Below are 22,404 nucleotides of genomic sequence, written 5' to 3'. Positions count from 1 at the left end.
AACTTATTTTGGCACCCTAAGCAAATTAATTTTTCTTTGCAGGTTTTGGCTGCATTACTGGCCTGCTGCCTACTGCCGGATCTTTTTTCTCCTCTTTTTTAGGAGCTTTTGCCGCAAGTTCTTTTTTGGCTGTATCCTTTTTTGATGGTTTTTGAGATGGTTTTGTCTGTGCACTAACTGTTGAAGTTAACAAAGCTGCTACCACCAAGGTAAACATGCTATTTTTCAAAATTGATTTCATTTTCATGGTGTTTTAATTTATCGTTTATATTAATTAATTACTGTTTTTTACTGATAGGGGGCCACTTATTTCGCCGTTGGGAAACTGGGTGGAAATAAGGTGTACAGAGATTTTTTGGTCTGTTAAACTCGCTTGGTCTGCAGCGCCTAAAATTAGCACACCTTTAACCGGGGAAACATACTTTGCTTTTTTGATGGTGCCTACCACAGCATTTTTTTCATTTCTGAATTCGATCAAAGTGGGCTCAATCTCTTTAAATTTGAGGGCAAAGATCAATTTTCTGCTGGTGGTAGAGTATAGCCCCGATAGGTTTCCTGAAGCTTTTGAACCGGTTTTGGTTGTACTGGCATCGATAATCGAACTTAACCGGTAGGTGGCTTGCTGTGATCGAGATGAATCAGATTTTTGTTGCATACTTTTCTTGCAGGCACTCATTGAAATTATTGTCAGGCATATCATCCCGATGGCAGCAATATGATTGAATCTAATTTGTATTTTCATGTTAAACTAAATAGTGTGTAATACAGTCCATTTTCTTTTTTTCTGTGGACTTATCTTTAAGACCACTTTTTTTGTCCAAAGTCCTAATGTTTTTTTCAAAAAGTTTTTTGAGCGCCAAAATGCCGATAGCGGTACCGTCTTAAAGGGGGTAATACTTTCAAGCTCAGTACAGGCTAGGCTCTCCGCGTGACAATTTAGATGTGCAATTACAGTACAGCGCACAACATTCGATGAATAAAGAAAAAAAGAGGTGCCAAATCTGTTTTGGCACCTCTGGTAAATTAATTTTTCTTTGCCGGTTTAGGCTGCATTACCGGCCTGCTGCCGACTGCCGGATCTTTTTTCTCCTCTTTTTTAGGAGCTTTTGCCGCAAGTTCCTTTTTGGCCGTATCCTTTTTTGATGGTTTGTGAGATGGTTTAGTTTGTGCACTAACTGTTGAAGTTAACAAAGTTGCTGCCACTAAGGCAAACATGCTGCTTTTTAAAATTGATTTAATTTTCATGGTGTTTTTAATTTATTGTTTATATGAATTAATTACTGTTTTTTACTGATAGGTGGCCACTTATTTCGCCCTTGGGAAATTGGGTGGAAATAAGGTGTACAGAGATTTTTTGACCCATTAAACTCACCGGGTCTACAGTGCCTAAAATTACCTCCCCTTTAACAGGGGAAACATAATTTGCTTTTGGCTTTTTGATGGTACCTACCACGGCATTTTTTTCATTTCTGAATTCGATCAAAGTAGGATCGATCTCTTTAAAGTTCAGTACAAATACCAGTTTTTTGCTGTTGGCAGCGTATGCGCCTGATAGATCTCCCGAAGCCTTCGAACCGCTTTTGGTCATACTGGCATCCATTACCGAGCTTACCCGGTAGGTGACTTCCTTGGAACGTGATGAATTAGGTTTTTGCAACGTAGTTTTCTTACAGGCACTTGTTGAAATTACTGTCAGGCATATCATCCCGATGGCAGCAATATGGTTGATTTTAATTGGTGTTTTCATGTTGAATTTAATGTTGTGTAATACAGTCCATTTTCTTTTTTCCTGAGGACTTTTCTCTAAGACCGCAGTTTCAATATAAAGTCCTAATGGTTTTTTAAAAAAGCCTTCCCAGTATCAAAATCATGATAAAGGCACCTGGTAAGGTTGTATTAATGTTTTTTTTATTACCAGGTATAATCTTCCGACTGCAGCTAGTATCCGCTTTGATCTGAATTTTTTATTGGATAACCATGTTAGGACTATTTTTCAAACCTGGTGTCTTAGAGTCAAATTCAAAATATCCAAACTTATTCAATGCGTATACTTCGTTTCCAAAAGATCTACTTAAGCCAGTTTTTAGCGGTTTGTTTGATTTGTCTATCAAGCTTCAGGCTACATGCCCAGAATAGGGACACCATAAGTTTATCCCTTCCCCAAATAGAGGCCAAATTTTTAAGCAATAACCTTAAACTGATTGCCCAGCATTATAATATCGACCGGGCCAATGCAGAAATGTTAACTTCAAAACTATTCCCCAATCCGGTGTTCGCATTCGGTCAGGGGCTGTACACGAAAAGTCGTGATACCAATGTGTTTAGTCAGCAGACTTATGGAATCTCCCAACTTATCCTCACCGCCGGAAAGCGGAATAAAGCCCTGCAGCTGGCCAAGGTAAATTCAGAAAATGCCAGGTATGAGTTTTTTGACCTGGTAAGAACGTTAAAGTTCAGTTTAAGGAGTAATTTTTACAACCTTTATTATTTGCAGCAGTCGATCAATTTATACCAACAGGAGATCACATCCTTGCAAAAAACACTTCAGGCTTTCCAGTTACTGAACCAAAAGGGTAATATTTCTCAGAAAGAAGTACTCCGTATACAGTCTTTGGTATATTCTATCCAGAGTGAACAGGCTGGTCTGATCACCCAAACGCATGCACTCCAGGCAGAACTGAGTCAGCTTATCGGTGCAGATGGAAAACTTGTGGTTAAGCCAGACTTAGGTGGTGGGATAGGCAATGGCATAGATATTAGCAAAATGCCTTTCCAGACTTTGTTGGATTCGGCACTTTTAAACAGGCAGGATTTAAAAATAGCAAAGTCCAATATCAATTACAATATGGCCAACCTGAAGCTTCAAAAGGCTATGGCATATCCTGATATCACCCTTTCACTGAATTATGATAAAAAAGCCGGATATGGTCTTCAATATGTTTCAGGAGGTATCTCCATTCCATTGCCGATCTTCAATAGGAACCAGGGCAATATCAGGCTAGCCAAGGTAATGTTAGATCAGAGCAAAGTTTTATTACAAGATCAGCAGAACACTGTTCAAAACGAACTGACAGCAGGTTATGAAGATGCGGTCAAACTCGAAAAAGTGTATCAAACATTCGACCCGAAATTTAGAAATAATTATCAGCAACTCATTAATGAGGTATATAAAAATTATGAGAAACGCAACATTAGCCTTGTCGAATTTTTAGATCTATATACCTCTTTTAAAGCCAATGTTATCCAAATGAATAATCTTCAGCTTCAAAGGATAACCGCTTTGGAAAAAATCAATTTCTTAACCGCAAGCCAATTCTTTAACCCTTAAACACTTGTCATGAACAATCAATTTTTAAACAGATATCTAATTACGGGCATGTGCGCTTGCCTTTTTATGTACTCTTCGGGCTGCACTCGCATATCTGGGAAAACCAATGGAAAAAAAGAAAAATTCGCCGTTACAAACGAACTGATCAAGCAGCTTTTGGTAGATACCGTTAAAATTGCTCCCCAGAGTTCTTTAATTACCTTAAGTGGTAAAATACAGGCAGATGAAAGTAAAATGATCAAAATTTTTCCCCTGGTTAGTGGAATAGCAGGAAATGTTGCCATTCAGCAAGGTGATGCCGTTAAACAGGGGCAATTGCTCACCACACTGAAAAGCCCTGAAATGGCAGGTTTTGCTAAAGATGCTGTTGTATCCCAAACCGAATTAAGAAATAGCCGCCGGGCATTGGAAGTTGCACAAGATCTCTATAAAAGTGGTCTTACCTCTCAAAAGGATCTCGAAGCGGCCAAAGGCGACTATCTAAAAGCAAAAGCCGAAACCCAGAGGAGTAAGGTGGTGATGGGCATTAATAAAGGCAATTCAAAGTTGGCATACGAGTTAAGGGCACCAATCTCCGGATTTGTGATTGAAAAAAATGTGACCACCAATATGCAGGTACGGACAGATAATGGACAAAACCTGTTTACAGTGGCAGATCTTTCTACAGTTTGGGCCATTTTAAATATTTATGAGTCTGATGTTTCTAAAATTAAGACCGGTGATCTGGTGAGCATTTCTACCATTTCTTATCCTGACAAAGTTTTTGAGGGTAAAATAGATAAGATATACGACATTCTTGACCAGGATAACCGGGTAATGCGTGCAAGGGTGAAGATCAAAAATACAGATTTTGCGCTGAAGCCAGGGATGTTTGCGAATGTAAATGTAACAGGCCATTCAGGCGATCGGCTGCCTTTTGTGAATAGCCGCTGCCTGGTTTTCGATAAAGACAGAAACTATGTTTTGGTGTTGGATAAAAAAGCGCATGTGCGCATCCAGGAGGTGGAGCTGGCCAAGCGGATGGAGGATATCGTTTTTATTAACAAAGGCCTTAATGAGGGCGATCGCGTGATCGCCTCGAGGCAAGTTTACCTCTACCAATCCCTTAAAAACTAAGTTAGACTTTTATTATAATCAATCTTGTGAATAAATTCATCAAATCTGTCCTCGCTTTTTCCCTGAAAAATAGGTTTTTCATTTTTTTGCTCACGTTCATTTTAACGGTTGCGGGCTATATCAGTTTTAAAAATACACCCATAGATGCATTTCCAGACGTAACCAATACCACCGTTACCATTATTACCCAATGGCCTGGCAGAAGTGCCGAAGAGGTTGAAAAGTTTATTACCAGGCCAATAGAAATTGCAATGAACCCTGCTGAGAAAAAAATGACGATTAGGTCGTCATCCCTTTTCGGGCTATCGGTAATTAAAATCAGTTTTATTGATGGGGTAGATTATGCGTTTGCCAGGCTGCAGGCCAACAATCTTATTGGCATGGCCAGCCTGCCCGATGGGGTAAGCCCTGTTATACAACCGCCATACGGACCAACGGGCGAAATTTTTAGATTTACCCTAACTAGCAATAAAAAATCAATAAAAGAACTGAAAACTATTCAACAGTGGGTAGTAGAAAAAGAAATCAGGGCAGTTCCAGGGGTTGCTGATGTAACCAGTTTTGGTGGAGAAACAAAAACCTATCAGATTACGGTTGATCCTAAGAAGGCCCTTGAATTTGGGGTAACGCCGGTAGAAATATTCTCAGCGGTTTCCAAAAGCAATGTAAACGTGGGGGGGGATGTGATTGAGCAGAACGGGCAGGCATTTGTGGTAAGGGGTATCGGGCTCCTGAATAATATCGATGAAATCAAAAATATCATTATTACTCATATTAAGGGGCTTCCCGTGTATGTGAAAAATATTGGTGAAGTAACCGAATCTTCGTTGCCAAGGCTTGGCCAGGTAGGAAGGGATACAGACCCTGATGCCGTTGAAGGAATAGTGCAGATGCGTAAAGGAGAAAACCCTAGTGAGGTAATTGAGAAGCTAAAGGTTGTGATCAACAAACTTAATCAAGACCTCTTACCTGATGATGTGAAGGTTAAAACTTTCTACGACCGGGAAGTATTGATCAGTTATGCCACAAATACTGTCCTTCACAATATGATGGAGGGTATTGTGCTGGTTACGCTGGTAGTATTCTTGTTCATGGCCGATTGGAGAACTACAGTAATTGTATCGGTAGTTATTCCATTGGCCCTTCTTTTTGCTTTTATCTGTCTGAAATTGAAAGGAATGCCTGCAAACCTGCTTTCTATGGGCGCAATAGATTTCGGGATCATCATTGATGGGGCTGTTGTAATGATGGAGGGGATTTTTGTGATTCTCGATCATAAGGCAAAAGAAATGGGGATGGATAAATTTAATAAGTTAAGCAAATTTAGCCTGATCAAAAAAGCATGCCTGGTAAATGGTAAAGGGATTTTCTTTGCCAAAATGATCATCATTGCCGGATTGCTGCCCATCTTCAGCTTTCAGAAGGTAGAAGGAAAAATGTTTTCTCCGCTGGCTTGGACCTTAGGCTTTGCTTTACTTGGGGCCTTGCTGCTTACTTTTACAGTGGTACCGGTATTGGCAAGTTTCTTATTAAAAAAGAATGTGCGCGAAAAAGACAATTTGTTTATCGTTTGGCTTAGCCGTAATTGTATTTCTGCATTTGATGCTTGTTTCAGGAACAAACGGACAAGTTTTTTTACTGCTCTGGCATTCATGGTTACTGGCCTGGTCTGTTTCAAGTTTGTAGGCTCAGAGTTTTTGCCGCAACTAAATGAGGGTTCGATCTATGTGAGGGCAACGGGGCCCCTGAGCACTTCTTTAACTGAATCGGTCAAATTATCCGATCAGATGAGAAGGATTTTTTTAGCATTCCCCGAGGTTAAGCAGGTTATTTCCCAGACGGGTAGGCCAGATGGAGGGAGTGACCCAACAGGATTCTACAATCAGGAATTTTTGGTAGATCTGTTTCCAAAGAACGAATGGGCAAGGAAAATCAGCAAAGACGAGCTCATTGGGATGATGAGTGAGCGGCTCAAAATTTTTCCAGGGATAGATTTGAATTTTTCGCAGCCTATATCAGATAATGTTGCCGAAGAGGTTTCGGGCGTAAAGGGTTCAATTGTAATCAAAACTTTTGGACAAGATCTTAAGGTTACCGAAGAAAAAGAAAAGAAGATCTATCAGATCATGAAGGGGATTAAAGGTGTTGAAGACCTGGGTATTTTGTATAATCTTGGTCAACCCGAACTGCTTATCAAGTTAGACCAAGCAAAAATGGCCCTTTATGGTGTAACCACAGCCGATGCCAATGCAGTTATACAAATGGCCATTGGCGGGCAGTCTGCTACGCAGATTTATGAAGGGGAACGCAAGTTTGATTTGAGGATCCGTTATCCTGAAAGTTTCAGGAACAATGGAGACGCCATTGGAGATCTAAGGGTTCCAACACTTGCAGGAACGAAAATTCCTTTGAAGGAAATTGCATCAATTGAAAAAAAGATCGGGCCGAGTATCATTTACCGAGATAATGGTATGCGATATGGTGCCATTAAATTCTCCATAAGGGGGCGCGATATGGGAAGCACCATTGCCGAGGCGCAGAAGAAAATTAAAGAGAATGTAAAGCTTGATAAAGGCTTCTTTTTAGAATGGGCAGGTGATTTTGAGAACCAGCAACGTGCAACAGCCCGTTTGCAACTGGTTGTTCCCATTTGTCTGCTGGCGATCTTTTTGATTTTATTTGTTCTTTTTGGCTCCATAAAAGATTCCCTGCTGGTGTTGAATAACGTGCCCTTTGCCATCACTGGAGGCATATTAGCGCTATTAATTACCCATGTTAATTTCAGTATCTCTGCCGGAATAGGGTTTATAGCCTTATTTGGTATCTGTATCCAAAACGGAGTGATCCTTTTGACGAAATTTAAAAGTAATATGGAGGAGTTAAAGTTAAATCCTGACGCTACTTTTACCGACGCCTTGCGTAATGCGATGGGGAGCCGTATCCGTTCGGTCATCATGACGGCAATGATGGCCGCAATTGGCCTATTGCCAGCTGCTGTTTCATCAGGTATAGGATCGGAAGCTTCCAAACCGTTGGCCATAGTAGTAATAGGGGGGCTGGTTACCGATACTGTTTTCAACCTGTTTGTTTTTCCAATAGTTTTTTTCTGGTCATATAAAAGGCAGGTGCTAAACAGAAAACAGTCCATATCCTGATAAACACTAAAGAATTTAACACCAGTTGCCCTTTGGGTAAATAGAAGGCACCAACAGGAGCATATACAAGGCTAAATGAAAGAAACATTGGGCCTTGTGTAGCTCCCTTTTGCAACTTGTAACAGTAAATTAATAAAACCTGCTGGAATCAATAAGCTATAAATTATAATGCACACCAAAAAAATAAAAAAGAGCACAAAGGGATTAGCAGGTTTGAAAGAAAAGATTAACCAGAAGTTTTTACGACGCAACGGATTAGTTCCTGCCTTGATAGCAGTGGGTTCGGTAGTTATGGGCAGTCTGTTGATTTCTGTACTGTTGAGGGGATGTATTGCGAACAGGATATTGCAAATAAATAAAGTAATTGCCATTAAGGGAGTGGTAGATGCTATACATCCTGGCCGTAATAATAAGTTAATGGATACACTGGTACTCAGTAATGGATATCGTTACCAGATCTATCCTGAATGGCGCAGCGCTATTTCCAAAGGTGATTCCCTAATTAAAGAAAAAGGATCATTGGAGCTTGTTGTTTTTAAAAAAAACAGGCAAACCCTTGTGCTTAATTTTATGGAGCTCGCTTTTAACAGGCAATGGAAGTTATAGTTTCAAAACTAGACCAAAATAAATGCCACAATAAGGGGCTTAATTTATTTATGGTTTTTGAAAAATAAGCCATGTATTAATGATGAAATGTTATATCGGCTATCACACCATCGGCCCGATCAGGAAACACAGGCTGCGATATATGAATAACTGTATTGTGCTCACCAATGGTGTAGCTATGGGTTATGATATTGTCCCGATTGTTAGAGGAATTTTTCTTTTGCCATTTTGGAAAAGGTTTGCTGACATCGTTAACCGCTTTGGAAGCTGAAACCTAAAGGTTAATACGCGGGAGACAAGACCAAGATTCAACAAGGTCCCATGTGGATTTATATCCAAGTCATTTAAACTCATCTTGCATCCTTTTAAAACCGGGCGGCTGCAGCTTTTTACTTCCGGAAAGAACAGTTGATGCTTTTCTGGTACATCACCTTATTCAACTTGCTGTTGACGCCGATAACCAGGCTTTAAACCTTAACTAAATTGTTATTAGTACTCATTGTTTTAGTGAAGCGGATAGCTCAAATTCCGCTTCACTTCATTTACCACAAAACTGCTATGGGATTTTAGAACGTTATCCAATTTCATCAGATATTTGGTAATGAAACAAGTATATTCCTGCATGTTTCTGACTACGGTTTTAAGTACGGTAGCATTCTATTATCTGCAGAAATAACGCTGCCTTAAAAGTTGATGAGCCAAGGACTGCTGTTATAGCTCTTATTAGTGATTTTTAAGCCAATCCAGTCGGCGTTGGTCCGGTAGGTGTTTGACCGAAAAGTTTTCAAATTTTGCCTCAAAGCCATCACCGTCAGGGGAGGCTGCCATTAATCCTACAAGAACCGGTGCGTTATCCTCCAATGGAGCATTGCGGGTCATGATATAGGTTTTATCGTCCAAAGAATAAAATATTTCGACTGCATCTAGCCTACGAACGACTTTTATCCAGATAAACGGAGGGATTTTGTCTAAAGTCGTTACGCTCCAGTCGCTTTTATTGTGTGTAACCACTGTGCTTACGTTGAACTTGCCATCCACATATTCGACACCTGTCTTGATATAGTTTTTGTGATCTGTACGGATCATCAGTCCCATCTGGTCAAACCGGGCTTTATATGCACCGGTCAACTTGACCTTTGCCTCAAACTCCCCACCATACGTGCTGTAATAAAATGGTGCATCATCCACTGTGAAGCCATAATGCGAAATGCGCCAGTAATCACTTTTTGGTGTCACCTGCATAACTAGGCTTTTGCCTTTGATTTCCCAGTTATCAGGTTCGTTGAACCATTGCAGTTTTTCTAGGCGCTGTGCGTATGTTTTACTAAAAATAAATAGGAGGCCAATTACGGTAAGGATTTTTTTCATTTTTTGCTTTTATTGTTGCCGGAACCCGATGTCCGTTGTTTAAGTCCGCAAATTAATAAGGATAAAAAACCACTGCAATGGTTATATTTAACCATTAAAATATGATGAACAGTACACGTAATCTGCTTAACATTAAATTGTTCAGCCAGGAGTTTAATGATCCTGCAAAACCAGTTTTGGACCTTGAAGAGGGCAAGCTGATCGCTCAGATGTATGCAAGGATGGAAAATTGTATCAGCGTGCTCAGTGATCTGAAAAAACGTAAAAGCTATATTTATTACGGAGCGATTGCGGCACAGTTGGGCCTGGAAAAAACAGATCCCGAGGTGGATTCGATCTGGGAAGATAATTTATTGCAGCTGATCAATCCGGAGGACATGGAAAAAAAAATCCGACTCGAACTGCAGTTTTTTCAGTTACTTAATGCGATTTCTCCAGAGGAACGTACATATTTCGAAGCTGTAACCAGGCTTCGGCTGGTCAGGGCAAATGGAAATATTGTATCATTGAGGCACCGGTTGATCTACATCAGCAGTACTGCCGAAGGTAGTATCAGCTTAGCGCTCTGTCTGTACCATAGAATTTTCGACCACCCGGATCTGGGATGCCCTGACGCACTGATTATCAATAGCCAGAACGGAACTGTGATCGACCTAAACCGGGAAAAATTCGGGGATATTTTATCGGAAAGGGAAAAAGAAATATTACAAATGATCGGCTATGGACTCAAGAGTAGGGAAATATCGAAAAAATTAGCGATTAGCATTAATACGGTAAACAGGCACCGGCAGAATATTTTTCAAAAGTTGAATGCAACAAATGCGATCGAAGCATGTAGAATTGCAGAGGCGACGGGTTTATTGAAATAAGATCGCTGTGAAAGGCTTCCACAGTTGAACTTGAAATGCGGGACAGGAAATATATACTGTTGTATTCTGTCCAATACCTGTATATATTAGAACTTGATGATACCCCAAATCATAAGAATACAGTATATATTGAAATCTAAATGGAATAATGTCCCACAAAATATCCTTTAGGAAAGGCATCTGCGGTTCTTGCGGTCACCCGAAATGATCCATAGGCAGGCCATCCAACTCACTAAGGCTGTGGAGATCCCTAACTCAGGGTCCGCAAGGGTAAATGATGACAGTATCGCTATGACAGAAACAGCACTGGCGAACAAAAATGGAAGAAATTTTTTCATATCGGCACTTAAAGTAATTTGTGTACCTGGTTCAAAAATCAAACCAAGTAGTTGCTTATTGAAAGGCAGATGATCAATATTTCTTTAATCTGACATTTCTACCAAAAAAGTCAGTTTATAGCCGTTTTTATTTCCTTTTACAGACCAAATTGGTTTATGTTTTGGCATCCGATGATTAATCCTTTACGATTGGAATGTCCTCTGGAATTAAATCTTCCGATTACAAAATATTCATTAGGAAAGACAGCTTTAGGATACAGATATTTTAGCGCCATAAATGCTGCCCGGCATTGCTTTTTATTCTCGGGCATTTTCAGGCTATTTTCTCTGGCTTTTAAATATTCATTCTTTCGTTCCCGAACCGTATTAAGCAGTGAGCTTGCATGCTCTATTCTACCCTTCATAAATGCCTGGATGCCTGGAGAACCCTGGTCTAAGATAAAGGTCTTCAAATGGGTTAGTGTGAGATTCAGTATCTATTTTGTCAAATGCGCTCCAGAAATTTGAAATGTCTTTGGTAATAAATAACGCCTTTAATGGATCAGAAACAGATTGTGCAATGGAAAAATTGAATAAAATAAGGGAAAACGAAGTCAATAAACCCTTTTTCATAGGAATTCGATAAATCTAATATAGGAGGAAAAGCGTCAAATGTTTTCGAAGATGGTAATATAGAGATCTGCTCTTGCCTACATGGATTCATCACCCATGCAATAATCAATTACTATAAAGAAGTCTTGATTTTCTAAGACAGATTGGGTTTCTTACTCAATTCTGTCCAATTTAAGGTTCAGTTCTGGCACGCAAAGGAATTTCCGGCATAAACGCTCCTGTAGCCTTTGCCCGCTGGCCCATTTATTCCGTTCCTCCTTTTGCTTTGGCAGAAGCTGAACCTTGCGGGGTTCCATAATTAAATCAGAAAAATTATGGAAAATTTAAGTTTTAAAGTGGCAGAGATTGAGATCAGTTACCGTCCGGCGTTTAAATTGGCAGAGCTGCCGCAGGTTACTTCTTCCAGGGGAGCCTACGAGGTTTTGATGGATCGCTGGGATGATGGAAGGTTGGAGCTTGTGGAAGAGTTTAAAGTGATGTTGCTCAACAGGAGGGGTAGGGTATTGGGTGTGGTGAATATTTCACAGGGTGGTTTTTCGGGAACGGTTGCGGATCCCAAGGTGATCTTTGCGGTGGCGCTGAAGGCCTGTGCGAGTGCGATCATACTGGCACATAACCATCCAAGTGGGGAGTTATCTCCGAGTGATGCTGATCTGACATTGACCAGGAAACTGAAGTCCGGCGGGGATATCTTAGGGATCAGTGTGCATGACCATCTGATTGTTTCCAGGTATGGGTTTTATAGTTTTTTGGAGGAGGAGGTGATGTAATGTCAATGATTTTAAAAAAAAACAGCCAATAAATACTATGGTTAGACCATAGATGATTCACTAATGGCCACCTATGGCAAGAACTATTTATAAACCCAAGTATAATATCAATCATGCAAAATGCTTGTATATTCGGTAATTAACTCCTTAATAAATTTCTTAGATACCCTGAAGTTGCCTATAGTACAATGAAAGCACTGTTTCCGAAGAAAATAACCTTGTTTTTTGTAATCAGTTTAATTTCAGTATTGGATCACTTAATATTTCAATTGATTGTTTGAAGATGATTGTTTCTTAACTCTGTGCGTTTGGTTCTTACTAAAGATCTGCTAATACTAGCTCAATGAGCTGTTTCAATTCCGTAGGGGCGTACTTGTTGTCACTGCACTTTTCAATTAACCTAAGTAGATTGTATTTTCCAAGACCTATTGTCTTTGTTATTAATACGCGCTTAGCATGATCGTTTCCTACATCACGATGAAAAATATTTTTCAATCGTGTGAATTTTCTCTTTTAACGGCATAGTATCTTTACTCATAACGAACAATTCAACGATTATTTGTAAAATTGTGCTATGGGACATTCTATTATCGTATTCAAAAATGATACTCCGATCGCACGTCTCGCATTCGGTGCAACAAATTATGTCATGTCAAGTTATTTGTATAAGATTTTAAATGCGGAAGATTATAATAATGGCGTGTCTGGCAATGGAAAAAGCAGGATTTATAACTATGAAAATATTTTAAATGCCAAGGCAGCTATAGCATATTATGAGAAAGAACCCTTTGAAATTGTCAGGAATAGTGAAAATGAGCAGCAGGCTGAGTTTTTCGTGGTTAATTTATTAGGATTTGGTGCTAGACCTCAGGAACATTTTTCAACAAGTGAAATTTCAGAGGCAATTTCAACCATCAAAGAGTTTCTTTCTTCCATCTTAAATTCCGAACCATTTGCTGAAGTCGAAATTAGTTTCGGATAGCGTCAAAACGCTTTCAATATTACATTCTGTCACCCTTATTATTTGCAATAATCGCTTGTTTGACCGTAAAAAGTGAAAATAGTGTGTCAATAAAAAAGGAAATCGCCAAATTGTTGCAATCAGCAATAATCTTGGGCCTGGAAAGAATAGCATATTCGCTATCTTTGGAATGGTATTTATAGAAAAATCAACTTCAACTGTTCCCCGCAATCAGTAACATCTTACACCTTTAAACAGATATGTTTTAAGGTAATCTGCAAATTGTGTTTAGACTTGATCAATTGCTTGTCAACCGTGGAGGCAGAATGCCCAAAATTTGTGCTACTTTGTTATAACTTTTCCTTCAACATTGCATAAAGTATAGATTTTTACGTTGTAGGGGCAGGGCATGAATAGCGGTCTGTAGTAGCACACTACTCGCTTTGGAATAGATATTTATAATGAAGACCATAATCTTTTTGATTTACTGATAAAGTCGAAGTGCTATCCAATCTCTCCAACATTGGATAACTGCTGTTTTTTCCTGGCCAATTTTGGATATCAAATTCAAAACAACATGGAAACAACCGTATTGGAATTCTTTCCTGCACTTGAGGCGGGATACGATCCTAAAAACTATTCTTATGCCAAAGAGGATGTGCCTATAGGTACCTATCCTGCAAAACTCGACTTTATGTTATGGTCAAAAAGTGGTCTTACAATCAACTGTTTTTTTACATTGGTAGATTCCCATAAAAAGATAACCCTATCAGTTTACCGTAAAGCGGCCAATCAGGGCAGGTATTTGGCTGGTGAAACAGAGGTGCGGTATCTGCCATTTGGATCCGAACTGGTGCTGACCGTTGAAACCAATGAGCTGGGTAAACCGCTACTTACTGATATGGTTACCCGAAAACACTAACAACATAACGGTTTATTTCAGTTTAATTACCGGCTCGGGTTCCTCGCCGTTAGTCCTTTTTCCCTGTAGAAAAAGGAGCAAGCGGAAGTTGGGCAGGCCTCACTTAATGCCGCTGTAGCTAGCTACAAAGGCATTGGTAGAATTCTCCGGGAATTCTTTGGTAGACTAAAAGTGCATCCAGGGCCGATAAAGGATATCTCTAAAGAATTCCCTTTCAACGAACGATATGGTAATGGAAAACCTGAACGCAATAAAATATACCAAGGTTACCGGCGATAAACTGCAAAAGATCAGCCTCGCCCTGGGCCGCTCCAAGCGCACGGTTTTCGCGCAGATGGTGGATTATTTCTACCGAAATAAAAAGGATCCGGTTGACCTGAATGATGAACTGTTAAAGATTGCGCTTGCTAAGGGACATAAAAGTTATATGGCTTTTATCCGCGCGCAGGAAGACTTGTTGCTGGTTCCGATCAAACAGGGCGTGGATAAGATGATTACCAATCAAAGGGATATTGTCAAGTTCTTCAATGAGCAGGTGCTTGGTACCAATAAAACCCTGCTTAAAAACCAGGAGATGTTTTTGAAAACAGCTCAGGATAATGATAGGCTGATTAAGTTGATCGCGCAGAAAATAGAATCCAGGGACAGCTTGAAATTTAAAATGCTCCAGTTGCTCAATACCTATATCAAAGCACGTGAAGAACTGGGCACGTTTAAAACCAGGGAAAAAGAAGAACTGGCAGAGCTGACGCGTAAACAGATTGAAAGTCTATAAGCATGTTTATCAATATTTCACCAAGCGAAACGGGTAACAATAAAGGCAGTAGCGCACAGTTGGTGCATTACCTGGATAAGGAGAACAGGTTATTTTCTGAGCTGGAGACAGAGCACTGGTTTAACGGAAGTGAAAAGCAGATCGATTCCTATGTGGTAAAAAGATCGATGGATCGGAATATCGCTAAACTCTCTGCGCATGATGCCAAATTTTTCCTGGTCAATATCTCGCCGAGCCAGAAAGAGATCGTGCATTTAAAAATGTTGGAAGGTAGAGGAGCTAAGGAGGAGTTAAAGGCTTTTGCCATTAAGATTATGGATGAATATGCCCGTAATTTTCACCGTAAAGGTATCAACAGTAACGAGGATTTATTATGGTTTGGAAAGCTCGAAAACCACCGCCATTATTCAGCTAAGGATAAAGAGGTGAAAAATGGGACGGCCAAAAGGGGAGAACCAAAGCCCGGGGAGCAGATGCATATCCAGGTCATTGTAAGCCGTAAGGATATCACCAATTCGATCAAGCTGAGCCCGATGAACAATTCCAGGGGATCTAACCAGCAGCATTCCAAAAAGATCGGGCAGTTTGACCGGGTCGCTTTTAAAGCTTCAGGAGAGAAGGTCTTCGACGAAATGTTTGACTATCGGAGGACTATCGGTGAAAGTTTCCAATATGCCAATACGCAAAAGAATGGGGATTTAGAGACGCGGCTGACGATGGTCGGGCAAAAAGATCAACAGGAGAAGGTACAGGCTGTTTCAGCTCAGGAACAGCATCCGAACGTTTCGCCACAGCTATTGGCCGGGCCTGGAGATACATTATTGGATCTGCTTTTGGCCCGGGCAGCATTTGATCCCGTTTCACCGGCCTTGAGGAACAGGAAACGGAAAAAAAGAAAAACTCAGCAGCAGGAACTCAAATTTTAACTATCAAAAATGAATACGGGAGAAGATACGCAAGGGTTACGTAAGATTACTGATTTTACCAGGCTGATCAGCCTTTTTATTTTAAGCATCCACTTTTATATGAGCTGTTATTTAGCTTTTAAGATCTGGGGCTTTACGGCAGGGATTACGGATAGATTGATTTTGAATGGTTCGAGGACCGGACTTTTTGACGGGTTCCTGATGCCAAAGTTAGCGGCATTGCTATGTTTAGTCATTTCCCTGCTGGGTGTAAAAGGCAGGAAGGATGAAAAGATCAAAAGAAAAGAAATCGTTATTTACCTAATAACAGGGATACTGTTATATTTTGCGGCTTATTTCGTTTTTAGCTTGGGATTTGGTGCTCAGCTGACCGCTGGGCTTTATATCGTAATAACCGCTACTGGTTATCTTTTGATGCTTTCCGGGGGAGTCATGCTTTCCAGGTTGATCAAAGCATCCGTCAATACAGATGTATTCAACAGCGAGAACGAGACCTTTCCGCAAGAAGAGCGTTTGCTCGAGAATGAATATTCGGTAAACCTACCGGCCAGGTACAATCTAAAAGGAAAAATCAGGAATTCTTATATCAATATCATTAATCCTTTCCGGGGGCTGCTCGTTACAGGCACCCCCGGATCAGGGTGCGGTCTGGGAAAAGTTATTTTGTGATCCGTCATGTGATCACCCAGCATATCCGCAAGGGTTTTTCAATGTTTTTGTACGATTTCAAGTTCGACGATCTTTCAATCATTGCCTATAACGCATTGCTGAAATATCAGGGTAATTATAAGGTTAAACCCACTTTCTGGGTAATTGATTTTGACAGGATTTATCACAGATGCAATCCGTTAGATCCGCAGGGCATGGAGGATATTACGGATGCGACCGAGGCCAGCCGGACGGTGATGCTGGGACTGAACCGGGACTGGATCAAAAAGCAGGGTGATTTTTTTGTAGAGAGTGCGATCAATTTTGTAACGGCCGTGATCTGGTTCCTGCGCAAATATAAAAACGGGCGTTATTGCACTTTGCCGCATGCGATTGAACTGATCCAGGCGGAATATGACAGGCTTTTTGCGGTCTTGCAGGAAGAACCGGAGATCAGGGTACTGATCAATCCATTTATTTCTGCTTTACAGCGGAAGGCGATGCCACAACTGGAAGGCCAGATCGCTTCGGCCAAGATCGGTCTGGCCAGGCTTTCCTCACCTCAGCTGTATTATGTGTTGAGCGGTAATGATTTCTCTTTGGATATCAACAACCCGCTGGAACCGAAGATTGTCTGTATGGGCAATAACCCACAGAAGGTACAGACCTATGGGGCGGTGCTTTCGCTTTATGTGAATCGGATGCTAAAACTGGTGAACAAAAAGGGGATGCTGAAAAGCAGTATTGTCTTTGATGAATATGCTTCGATTTTTGTGGGGGGCATGGACAATCACATTGCAGTGGCGAGAGGCTATAAATGCGCAACCACCTTGGGATTGCAGGATTTTTCACAATTGAGGAAGGATTACGGGCAGGAGCAGGCGGATGTGATTACAAATATTGTGGGCAATATTATCTCCGGGCAGGTGAGTGGGGATACGGCGAAAAAGCTGTCTGAGAATTTCGGGAAGATCGTACAGGATAAGGAAAGCAAAAGTATCAACAGTTCGGATATTTCTATTTCCAGGTCTACACAGATGGATTATGCGGTGCCGGCTTCTAAGATTGCCTCATTGTCATCGGGAGAGTTTGTGGGGATTGTGGCGGATAACCCGGAGCAGAAGATTAAATTAAAGATGTTCCACTGTGAGATCCAGAATGACCATAGGGCGATTGCGCAGGAAACGCAGGGTTATGTGCCGATTCCGAGGCCGAGGGAGGTGGGTTATGGGGATATTGTGGAGAATTACCTGATGATCAAATCGGAGGTGGAGGCTTTGCTGGAGGAGGAATGTGCGAAGATTCTGGCGAGAGGCGATAGAAGCGTTTCATCGGAAGAAGATATGGTAAAGAATGAGGGTGGAGGTGTTGACGATCAGGAGCAGTTGGTTAGTATTTGATTGGTTCATAAGGCCCCTCGTCTTTAAACGCCGATGAATAATAAATTTAACTTTAACATTCATTTACATGATTTTTGACCAATTTACAATGCGATAAAGAAATTTTATCCAATTGGTATCCGTGGAGCTTACCCATCTCTATATTTTGAATACCCGGGAATAAAGGACCTTGAAGCGAAAGTCATTTCTTCATTTTCTGATCAGAACGAGCTTCATAAAAAATGGAACCATTTAAAAGATACTCTTAAATCAAAATTCCTTGGAGATTAGAGATACAACCTTTGGAAGCGCCCCAAGTTATAGTCTTGAGATTGTATTAGAGACTACCTCTGCTGACGATTTAACGAGATTTAAAAAAGTTTGTATCGCAGTCAGTATATTGGAGAACTTGTATACTATTTACGGCATCGATGAAAGTCATCTTAAGAGCTCGAATGAAGATGGATCAACCATTAATCTAAGAACAGAGAATGCTCTGATTGTCTCCCCATTTAATGAATTCAAAACTGTCTTCGTAGAGTGTTTGAATACAGTTAAAAGTCTTTTTTCAAATTACAAAATCGTTCCGGTAGCTATTTCAGCAATGACAATTGAAGGTCTACAGGTTCGGTACCTTGACAAGCTAACAGGCGTAACAATATACAACGCCCTTTTCAATCAGTTTTTGGAGTTCCGTAATTTGAAAAATCTACTAGGTGAAAAATCATTTGGTTACACCGACTGGGAGCTATAATTCAGCTGTTTAAACTAGTAATCACTACTGAGATGTCAACCTCAGTAGTGATAAATTTTGCCTATTTGCGGTAATTCAACAGCTGTTCTAGTTTTGATACTTCAATTGTCCAATCGTTGGACGACAAGTAAATTCTGTACCACACTCTTTGCTATAACGAAGATAAACTATCTCTAAATAGTTGATTAAGGTCCTGTTCACTTGTGCACTTCCCCAAATTCAGACCAGTTAAAAGTAGAATTCTAGACAGCACTACAGTAGCAGGAATGGCTATTGCAATACTAAAACAAATACGGCAATTTTACTTTTTGAACACATTCATGCGGAAATGTCAGATCTAAAATTCATACATACCATTTGCTCTCAGATTTTCAATAATTTCTAAAACGGTATCTTCTAAGGTATTGTACTCACGTAATTGCCGTTCCTTTTCTTCTATTATTTCAAAACCTGGCTTGCTTATATAGTTTTTGATATGCATGTAAAAATCTTCCAAAAATTCTCTTAGGGATGATACGTCGGAATCAAAACCTTCATTCTTAAAATTAAACTCACAGGAGTAATTATATGAGAATAGTATTTTATCACTTTCAGCCTCACCCCCAATCTCAACAGAAAATTCATTGATATTGGATATGGGGTTTAATGTTTCCGAATAGTTGTTATCAACCGTATAGAGCAGTTCAAATATAATGGTGAAAGTTTTCGGTGAACTGGGCTCAAACTCATAATCAAAACCAGATTCATAATTGCCGCCAATTTGGCTCAAACCAATATATTCCTTATTAAATACGCATTCATTTACTTTAATTGGTTGTATATTGAAAATTACCATGATTATCACCTTACAGTTAAATAAGCTAAGCTTGATTTCTGAACTCTTTATCCAATACTATGTTGCTTCTCTTCGCGTGAAATTGATAAATGTCAAATCATAATCAATCACACTCTATTCTCAACTAATTTTTTTCAAGGACAATGATCTTTATTTAACTATCATTTGCAGATCAACTTTGCTAGCACATTAAATTTATCTTAATTGATATACCCGCTATAATATGCACTATAAGTTCTAGTTACGTCATATGGTGTTGTCCTTAGTGTCGATACAGCCGCTTGCCCCGGCTTTTTAACTGTATGCCGGGCAGTCCTTGATGTTACCCATCTTAAATTTATTGTAGGGAACCCGGTTGGTGAATGTGTATACGAGGGATTACTCGCTAATACATTGTACCAAGTATCCTCTGTTCCGTCTGGCAAATAGGTAGTTTGTGAACCGTTCGTAAGTGTAACAGTCATACTCCTAACCTGTGCGACAATTGCTAAGGGGGCGCCAGAACCGAAATATGCTTCGCATTTAATATCTGCTAAAAATCTTGTTTTAGCTGGGTTTTTACTTTTAAAGCCGTATGATGCTTCGTCTTCTGTTTCTCCGGCTAGGTCAATATTCTCATCAATTTCATATCCGATCGAAGCCTCATAAGTCACTACAGTATTCCCATATGGAGGATTTTCATTTGAACTGGAGCCACTGCCACTTCCACTGCCACTTCCTGAACCACCACCGCTACCCGAACCACCAGTAGGACATGTTTGCCCAAGGTACGTTCTTTTGAGGCTGATCAGGCACCCATCCGCATAAACTGTTTCTTCCTGTATTTGAACAGTACCCCCCTCACAATAAGACGCTGGAAAACCTTCATTTATTACAACAGGTTCAGGGCAACTGCTGGTTGTCATCGTTTTGCCGGCTGGAAGTCCCATCAACATCTTACTGAGTTTAGGTGCGCTCATCAAATCGCTTTTTGACTTGATGCTTTCAACACTTGTCAGGGATAGCCTAATATTTTTTTTACTCAACTTTCCGTTTTCGAAAGTGCGATTGTTCAGAAAAACATAATTAATATCATATCTGTTGATGGCTCCGCTAAAGTTAATTATTTCAGTCTCTTCAAAATTTTTGATTAAACGATCGAGATTCTTTTCAACATTAAAATTTGCTCCAAAAAATTCGACTATTTGTCCATCTTTAATACCATCGTTCACTACAGAAAATACATAGATCCGCCTGATTCTATAGTTTTCATCAGCTATATAATGTTCGGGTGCCGGGACTATTAAGAATTCTTGCTTTCTCGTAGAAATTACTTTCCAAGAATCATCCCAAAGTGGTTTGAGTACAGAGTTTTTGCCATTTAAATGCTGTAATCTCCAAATTTTTGCATTTTCCAGAACGGTTCCCGAGGCGGCGTCTCGGCCATTCACCATCAAACTGATATCTTTTCGGCAGGCAAATAGGAATAGGCACAGCCCCATAATAAGAGCGAGTGCCACGAGTGAGTTTTTCTTCATCGTAGGATTAATTAGATTTTCTAAGATATATATAATATCTTAATAACCAAATTTATAATGTCCTATTTTTCTGGAACGTTGGTCTGCCACATATAAAAATCAGGCAGTTTACAGCTGTCAAGAAAGTAATAATTGAGTGAAATATAGATATTGATCGCTAGAACGATCAACCCAAGGAAAATTGCAGCCCATGTAAAAAATTTGTTGCTCATTTTTTTTGTATCGTTTGATAATCTTTTCTAGCTTCGATTGTTTCTCTCAACTTAGACTTTACTGTATACACATTTTGCCAAACGCGTACATAGGTAACCGAAGTCCATATAAGACCGGTCAGGTAAACGATGCCGACAAATCTCACGACCATGTGTCCTTTAAATTCCGCAGTAGCGTATTTAAAAAATAGCATAGCCGTAATCAAACATATCCCTATCGAGGAAACATAGGCGTAACGGTCTGCGATTACTGAAAAACGTGCCAATGAGACAGCATTACTGACTAAAATAATATGGATGATAAAAAAGGAAAAACAGAAGAACAAAATCCGCTTCTTAAAATATTTCAGAAGGAACACAGTTATAATTGGAATTGAAAAAGTGTGTATCCACATCCAGGAGGGTATAGGATCAGTTTTTTGAAACGGAAAAGGATATAGGTAGGACAAGTTGACGGGAATGATGATTTTGGTGAAATATTCGCTTATTGAAAAAAAGAACAATGGAATGCGTTGTGTTATCGTATAAAATTCTGTCCTATCGATCTGCTGGGATGCCATTGTAACCAGCCCCATTAAAACCGCAAGTATAACCAGCGGCAGTTTCTCCAACCATATAAGCTTATCCTTTAGATTCCTTCCATAAAGATAATCCAAAGCAAGTAGGCATACCGGTAGGGTTACCGCCTGCTCTTTTGCCCCAAAGGACAATAAAAACAACAGGATTACCAGGTAGTATCTCACTGGTTTTCCTGATTTAAGATATCTCTGGTATGTAATTAATGCCAGCAAATAAAAAGTGGCGTAAATGAGAACTTTTGATGCTGCAACCCATGAAACGGGTTCTACATTGATGGGAAGGATCGCAAACATTAATGTGGCGATAAAAGCGGCCCTCGAACTGTTGGGGGCAGTTAAAACTGTAAGATTCGGTAGAAGTCCCTTTAAGAAGTAGTATACTAAAATACAGTTGCAGTAGTGTAGGCAAACACTTAACAAATGAAAAGTCCCAGTTGAATATCCTGTAAGAGAATAAATGAGTGTATAGTAAATCTGGTTTATCGGTGCATATTGCCCATAATAAAAATCACTAAAAATCTGGCATATGTTTTTACCTGTAAACCCGTTTTCTGTGTAATGATTAGTTACAAACCACTGGTCATCCCACCCGATCAGAAAATCATATCTGTAAACTGGCCAGTAAACAAAGGCAGTTAGTACTAGTACAATGGTCAGGAAGGACAGGTCCGTTCCAATAGTTTTTTTCATAGCGCTTGTCAACGGGGTTAATATATGAAAATCAAATGTAAAGTG

20 protein-coding genes and 1 pseudogene are annotated in these 22,404 nt (G+C 39.9%); 12 read left to right on the top strand and 9 right to left on the bottom strand.

Annotated elements, in window-relative coordinates:
* Positions 1-25: 25 nt before the first annotated feature.
* From FHT21_RS11105 to FHT21_RS11090, 4 genes are all read right to left on the bottom strand, one after another.
* Positions 26-241, bottom strand: coding sequence for a hypothetical protein (locus FHT21_RS11105; protein ID WP_167294732.1), 216 nt, complete (start codon positions 239-241; stop codon positions 26-28).
* A gap of 33 nt (positions 242-274) precedes the next feature.
* A complete protein-coding gene (locus FHT21_RS11100) occupies positions 275-742 on the bottom strand; it encodes a hypothetical protein (RefSeq protein ID WP_167294731.1) in 468 nt (155 codons plus the stop codon).
* 281 nt (positions 743-1,023) lie between these two features.
* Positions 1,024-1,245 carry a hypothetical protein gene (locus FHT21_RS11095; RefSeq protein WP_167294730.1) on the bottom strand — a complete coding sequence of 74 codons (222 nt, stop codon included), beginning with the start codon at positions 1,243-1,245 and terminating at the stop codon, positions 1,024-1,026.
* 28 nt (positions 1,246-1,273) lie between these two features.
* Positions 1,274-1,747 carry a hypothetical protein gene (locus tag FHT21_RS11090; protein WP_167294729.1) on the bottom strand — a complete coding sequence of 158 codons (474 nt, stop codon included), beginning with the start codon at positions 1,745-1,747 and terminating at the stop codon, positions 1,274-1,276.
* Positions 1,748-2,041: 294 nt separating this feature from the next.
* Here FHT21_RS11090 and FHT21_RS11085 point away from each other — a divergent pair, with 294 nt between their 5' ends.
* The 4 genes from FHT21_RS11085 (at position 2,042) to FHT21_RS11070 (ending at position 8,205) form a co-directional block, all read left to right on the top strand.
* Positions 2,042-3,328 carry a TolC family protein gene (locus FHT21_RS11085; protein ID WP_167294728.1) on the top strand — a complete coding sequence of 429 codons (1,287 nt, stop codon included), beginning with the start codon at positions 2,042-2,044 and terminating at the stop codon, positions 3,326-3,328.
* 9 nt (positions 3,329-3,337) lie between these two features.
* Positions 3,338-4,444: an efflux RND transporter periplasmic adaptor subunit gene (locus FHT21_RS11080; RefSeq protein WP_167294727.1), complete on the top strand. Its 1,107-nt coding sequence runs from the start codon at positions 3,338-3,340 to the stop codon at positions 4,442-4,444.
* A gap of 26 nt (positions 4,445-4,470) precedes the next feature.
* On the top strand, positions 4,471-7,599 hold the full coding sequence (locus FHT21_RS11075) for a CusA/CzcA family heavy metal efflux RND transporter (protein WP_167294726.1): 3,129 nt from the start codon (positions 4,471-4,473) through the stop codon (positions 7,597-7,599).
* 168 nt (positions 7,600-7,767) lie between these two features.
* Complete coding sequence (locus FHT21_RS11070; RefSeq protein WP_167294725.1) at positions 7,768-8,205, top strand: hypothetical protein; 438 nt, start codon at positions 7,768-7,770, stop codon at positions 8,203-8,205.
* Between the two features lie 723 nt (positions 8,206-8,928).
* Here FHT21_RS11070 and FHT21_RS11060 read toward each other — a convergent pair.
* On the bottom strand, positions 8,929-9,573 hold the full coding sequence (locus FHT21_RS11060; RefSeq protein WP_167294723.1) for a DUF1349 domain-containing protein: 645 nt from the start codon (positions 9,571-9,573) through the stop codon (positions 8,929-8,931).
* Between the two features lie 101 nt (positions 9,574-9,674).
* On the opposite strand from FHT21_RS11060, the gene FHT21_RS11055 reads away from it, so the two are divergent.
* Entirely contained in the window at positions 9,675-10,442 is a 768-nt protein-coding gene (locus tag FHT21_RS11055) for a helix-turn-helix transcriptional regulator (protein WP_167294722.1), read from the top strand.
* A gap of 475 nt (positions 10,443-10,917) precedes the next feature.
* On the opposite strand, the gene FHT21_RS11050 is transcribed toward FHT21_RS11055, so the two are convergent.
* Entirely contained in the window at positions 10,918-11,232 is a 315-nt protein-coding gene (locus FHT21_RS11050; protein WP_167294721.1) for a hypothetical protein, read from the bottom strand.
* A gap of 474 nt (positions 11,233-11,706) precedes the next feature.
* On the opposite strand from FHT21_RS11050, the gene FHT21_RS11045 reads away from it, so the two are divergent.
* From FHT21_RS11045 to FHT21_RS11015, 7 genes and pseudogenes are all read left to right on the top strand, one after another.
* The gene (locus FHT21_RS11045) at positions 11,707-12,162 is read left to right on the top strand and encodes a JAB domain-containing protein (protein ID WP_167294720.1); all 456 of its coding nucleotides are present in this window, start codon (positions 11,707-11,709) and stop codon (positions 12,160-12,162) included.
* Between the two features lie 574 nt (positions 12,163-12,736).
* Positions 12,737-13,144: a hypothetical protein gene (locus tag FHT21_RS11040; RefSeq protein ID WP_167294719.1), complete on the top strand. Its 408-nt coding sequence runs from the start codon at positions 12,737-12,739 to the stop codon at positions 13,142-13,144.
* Positions 13,145-13,700: 556 nt separating this feature from the next.
* Positions 13,701-14,045: a hypothetical protein gene (locus tag FHT21_RS11035; RefSeq protein WP_167294718.1), complete on the top strand. Its 345-nt coding sequence runs from the start codon at positions 13,701-13,703 to the stop codon at positions 14,043-14,045.
* A gap of 232 nt (positions 14,046-14,277) precedes the next feature.
* Entirely contained in the window at positions 14,278-14,820 is a 543-nt protein-coding gene (locus FHT21_RS11030) for a BfmA/BtgA family mobilization protein (RefSeq protein WP_167294717.1), read from the top strand.
* A 2-nt stretch (positions 14,821-14,822) separates the two neighbouring features.
* Positions 14,823-15,746 (top strand): DUF5712 family protein, encoded by a 924-nt coding sequence (locus FHT21_RS11025; RefSeq protein ID WP_167294716.1) that lies wholly within the window; start codon positions 14,823-14,825, stop codon positions 15,744-15,746.
* A gap of 9 nt (positions 15,747-15,755) precedes the next feature.
* Positions 15,756-17,794: pseudogene (mobC, locus tag FHT21_RS11020) on the top strand (conjugal transfer protein MobC).
* A 259-nt stretch (positions 17,795-18,053) separates the two neighbouring features.
* Positions 18,054-18,527 carry a hypothetical protein gene (locus FHT21_RS11015; RefSeq protein ID WP_167294715.1) on the top strand — a complete coding sequence of 158 codons (474 nt, stop codon included), beginning with the start codon at positions 18,054-18,056 and terminating at the stop codon, positions 18,525-18,527.
* 337 nt (positions 18,528-18,864) lie between these two features.
* On the opposite strand, the gene FHT21_RS11010 is transcribed toward FHT21_RS11015, so the two are convergent.
* The 3 genes from FHT21_RS11010 to FHT21_RS11000 form a co-directional block, all read right to left on the bottom strand.
* Complete coding sequence (locus FHT21_RS11010) at positions 18,865-19,362, bottom strand: hypothetical protein (protein WP_167294714.1); 498 nt, start codon at positions 19,360-19,362, stop codon at positions 18,865-18,867.
* 200 nt (positions 19,363-19,562) lie between these two features.
* The gene (locus FHT21_RS11005; protein ID WP_167294713.1) at positions 19,563-20,879 is read right to left on the bottom strand and encodes a hypothetical protein; all 1,317 of its coding nucleotides are present in this window, start codon (positions 20,877-20,879) and stop codon (positions 19,563-19,565) included.
* 208 nt (positions 20,880-21,087) lie between these two features.
* On the bottom strand, positions 21,088-22,359 hold the full coding sequence (locus FHT21_RS11000) for a hypothetical protein (RefSeq protein WP_167294712.1): 1,272 nt from the start codon (positions 22,357-22,359) through the stop codon (positions 21,088-21,090).
* Positions 22,360-22,404: the final 45 nt, after the last annotated feature.

Origin of the sequence: Pedobacter sp. SG908 (assembly GCF_011759615.1) — a bacterium.
In the GTDB taxonomy this organism is placed as follows: domain Bacteria; phylum Bacteroidota; class Bacteroidia; order Sphingobacteriales; family Sphingobacteriaceae; genus Pedobacter; species Pedobacter riviphilus.
This window is presented reverse-complemented; position numbering and strand designations above follow the sequence as displayed.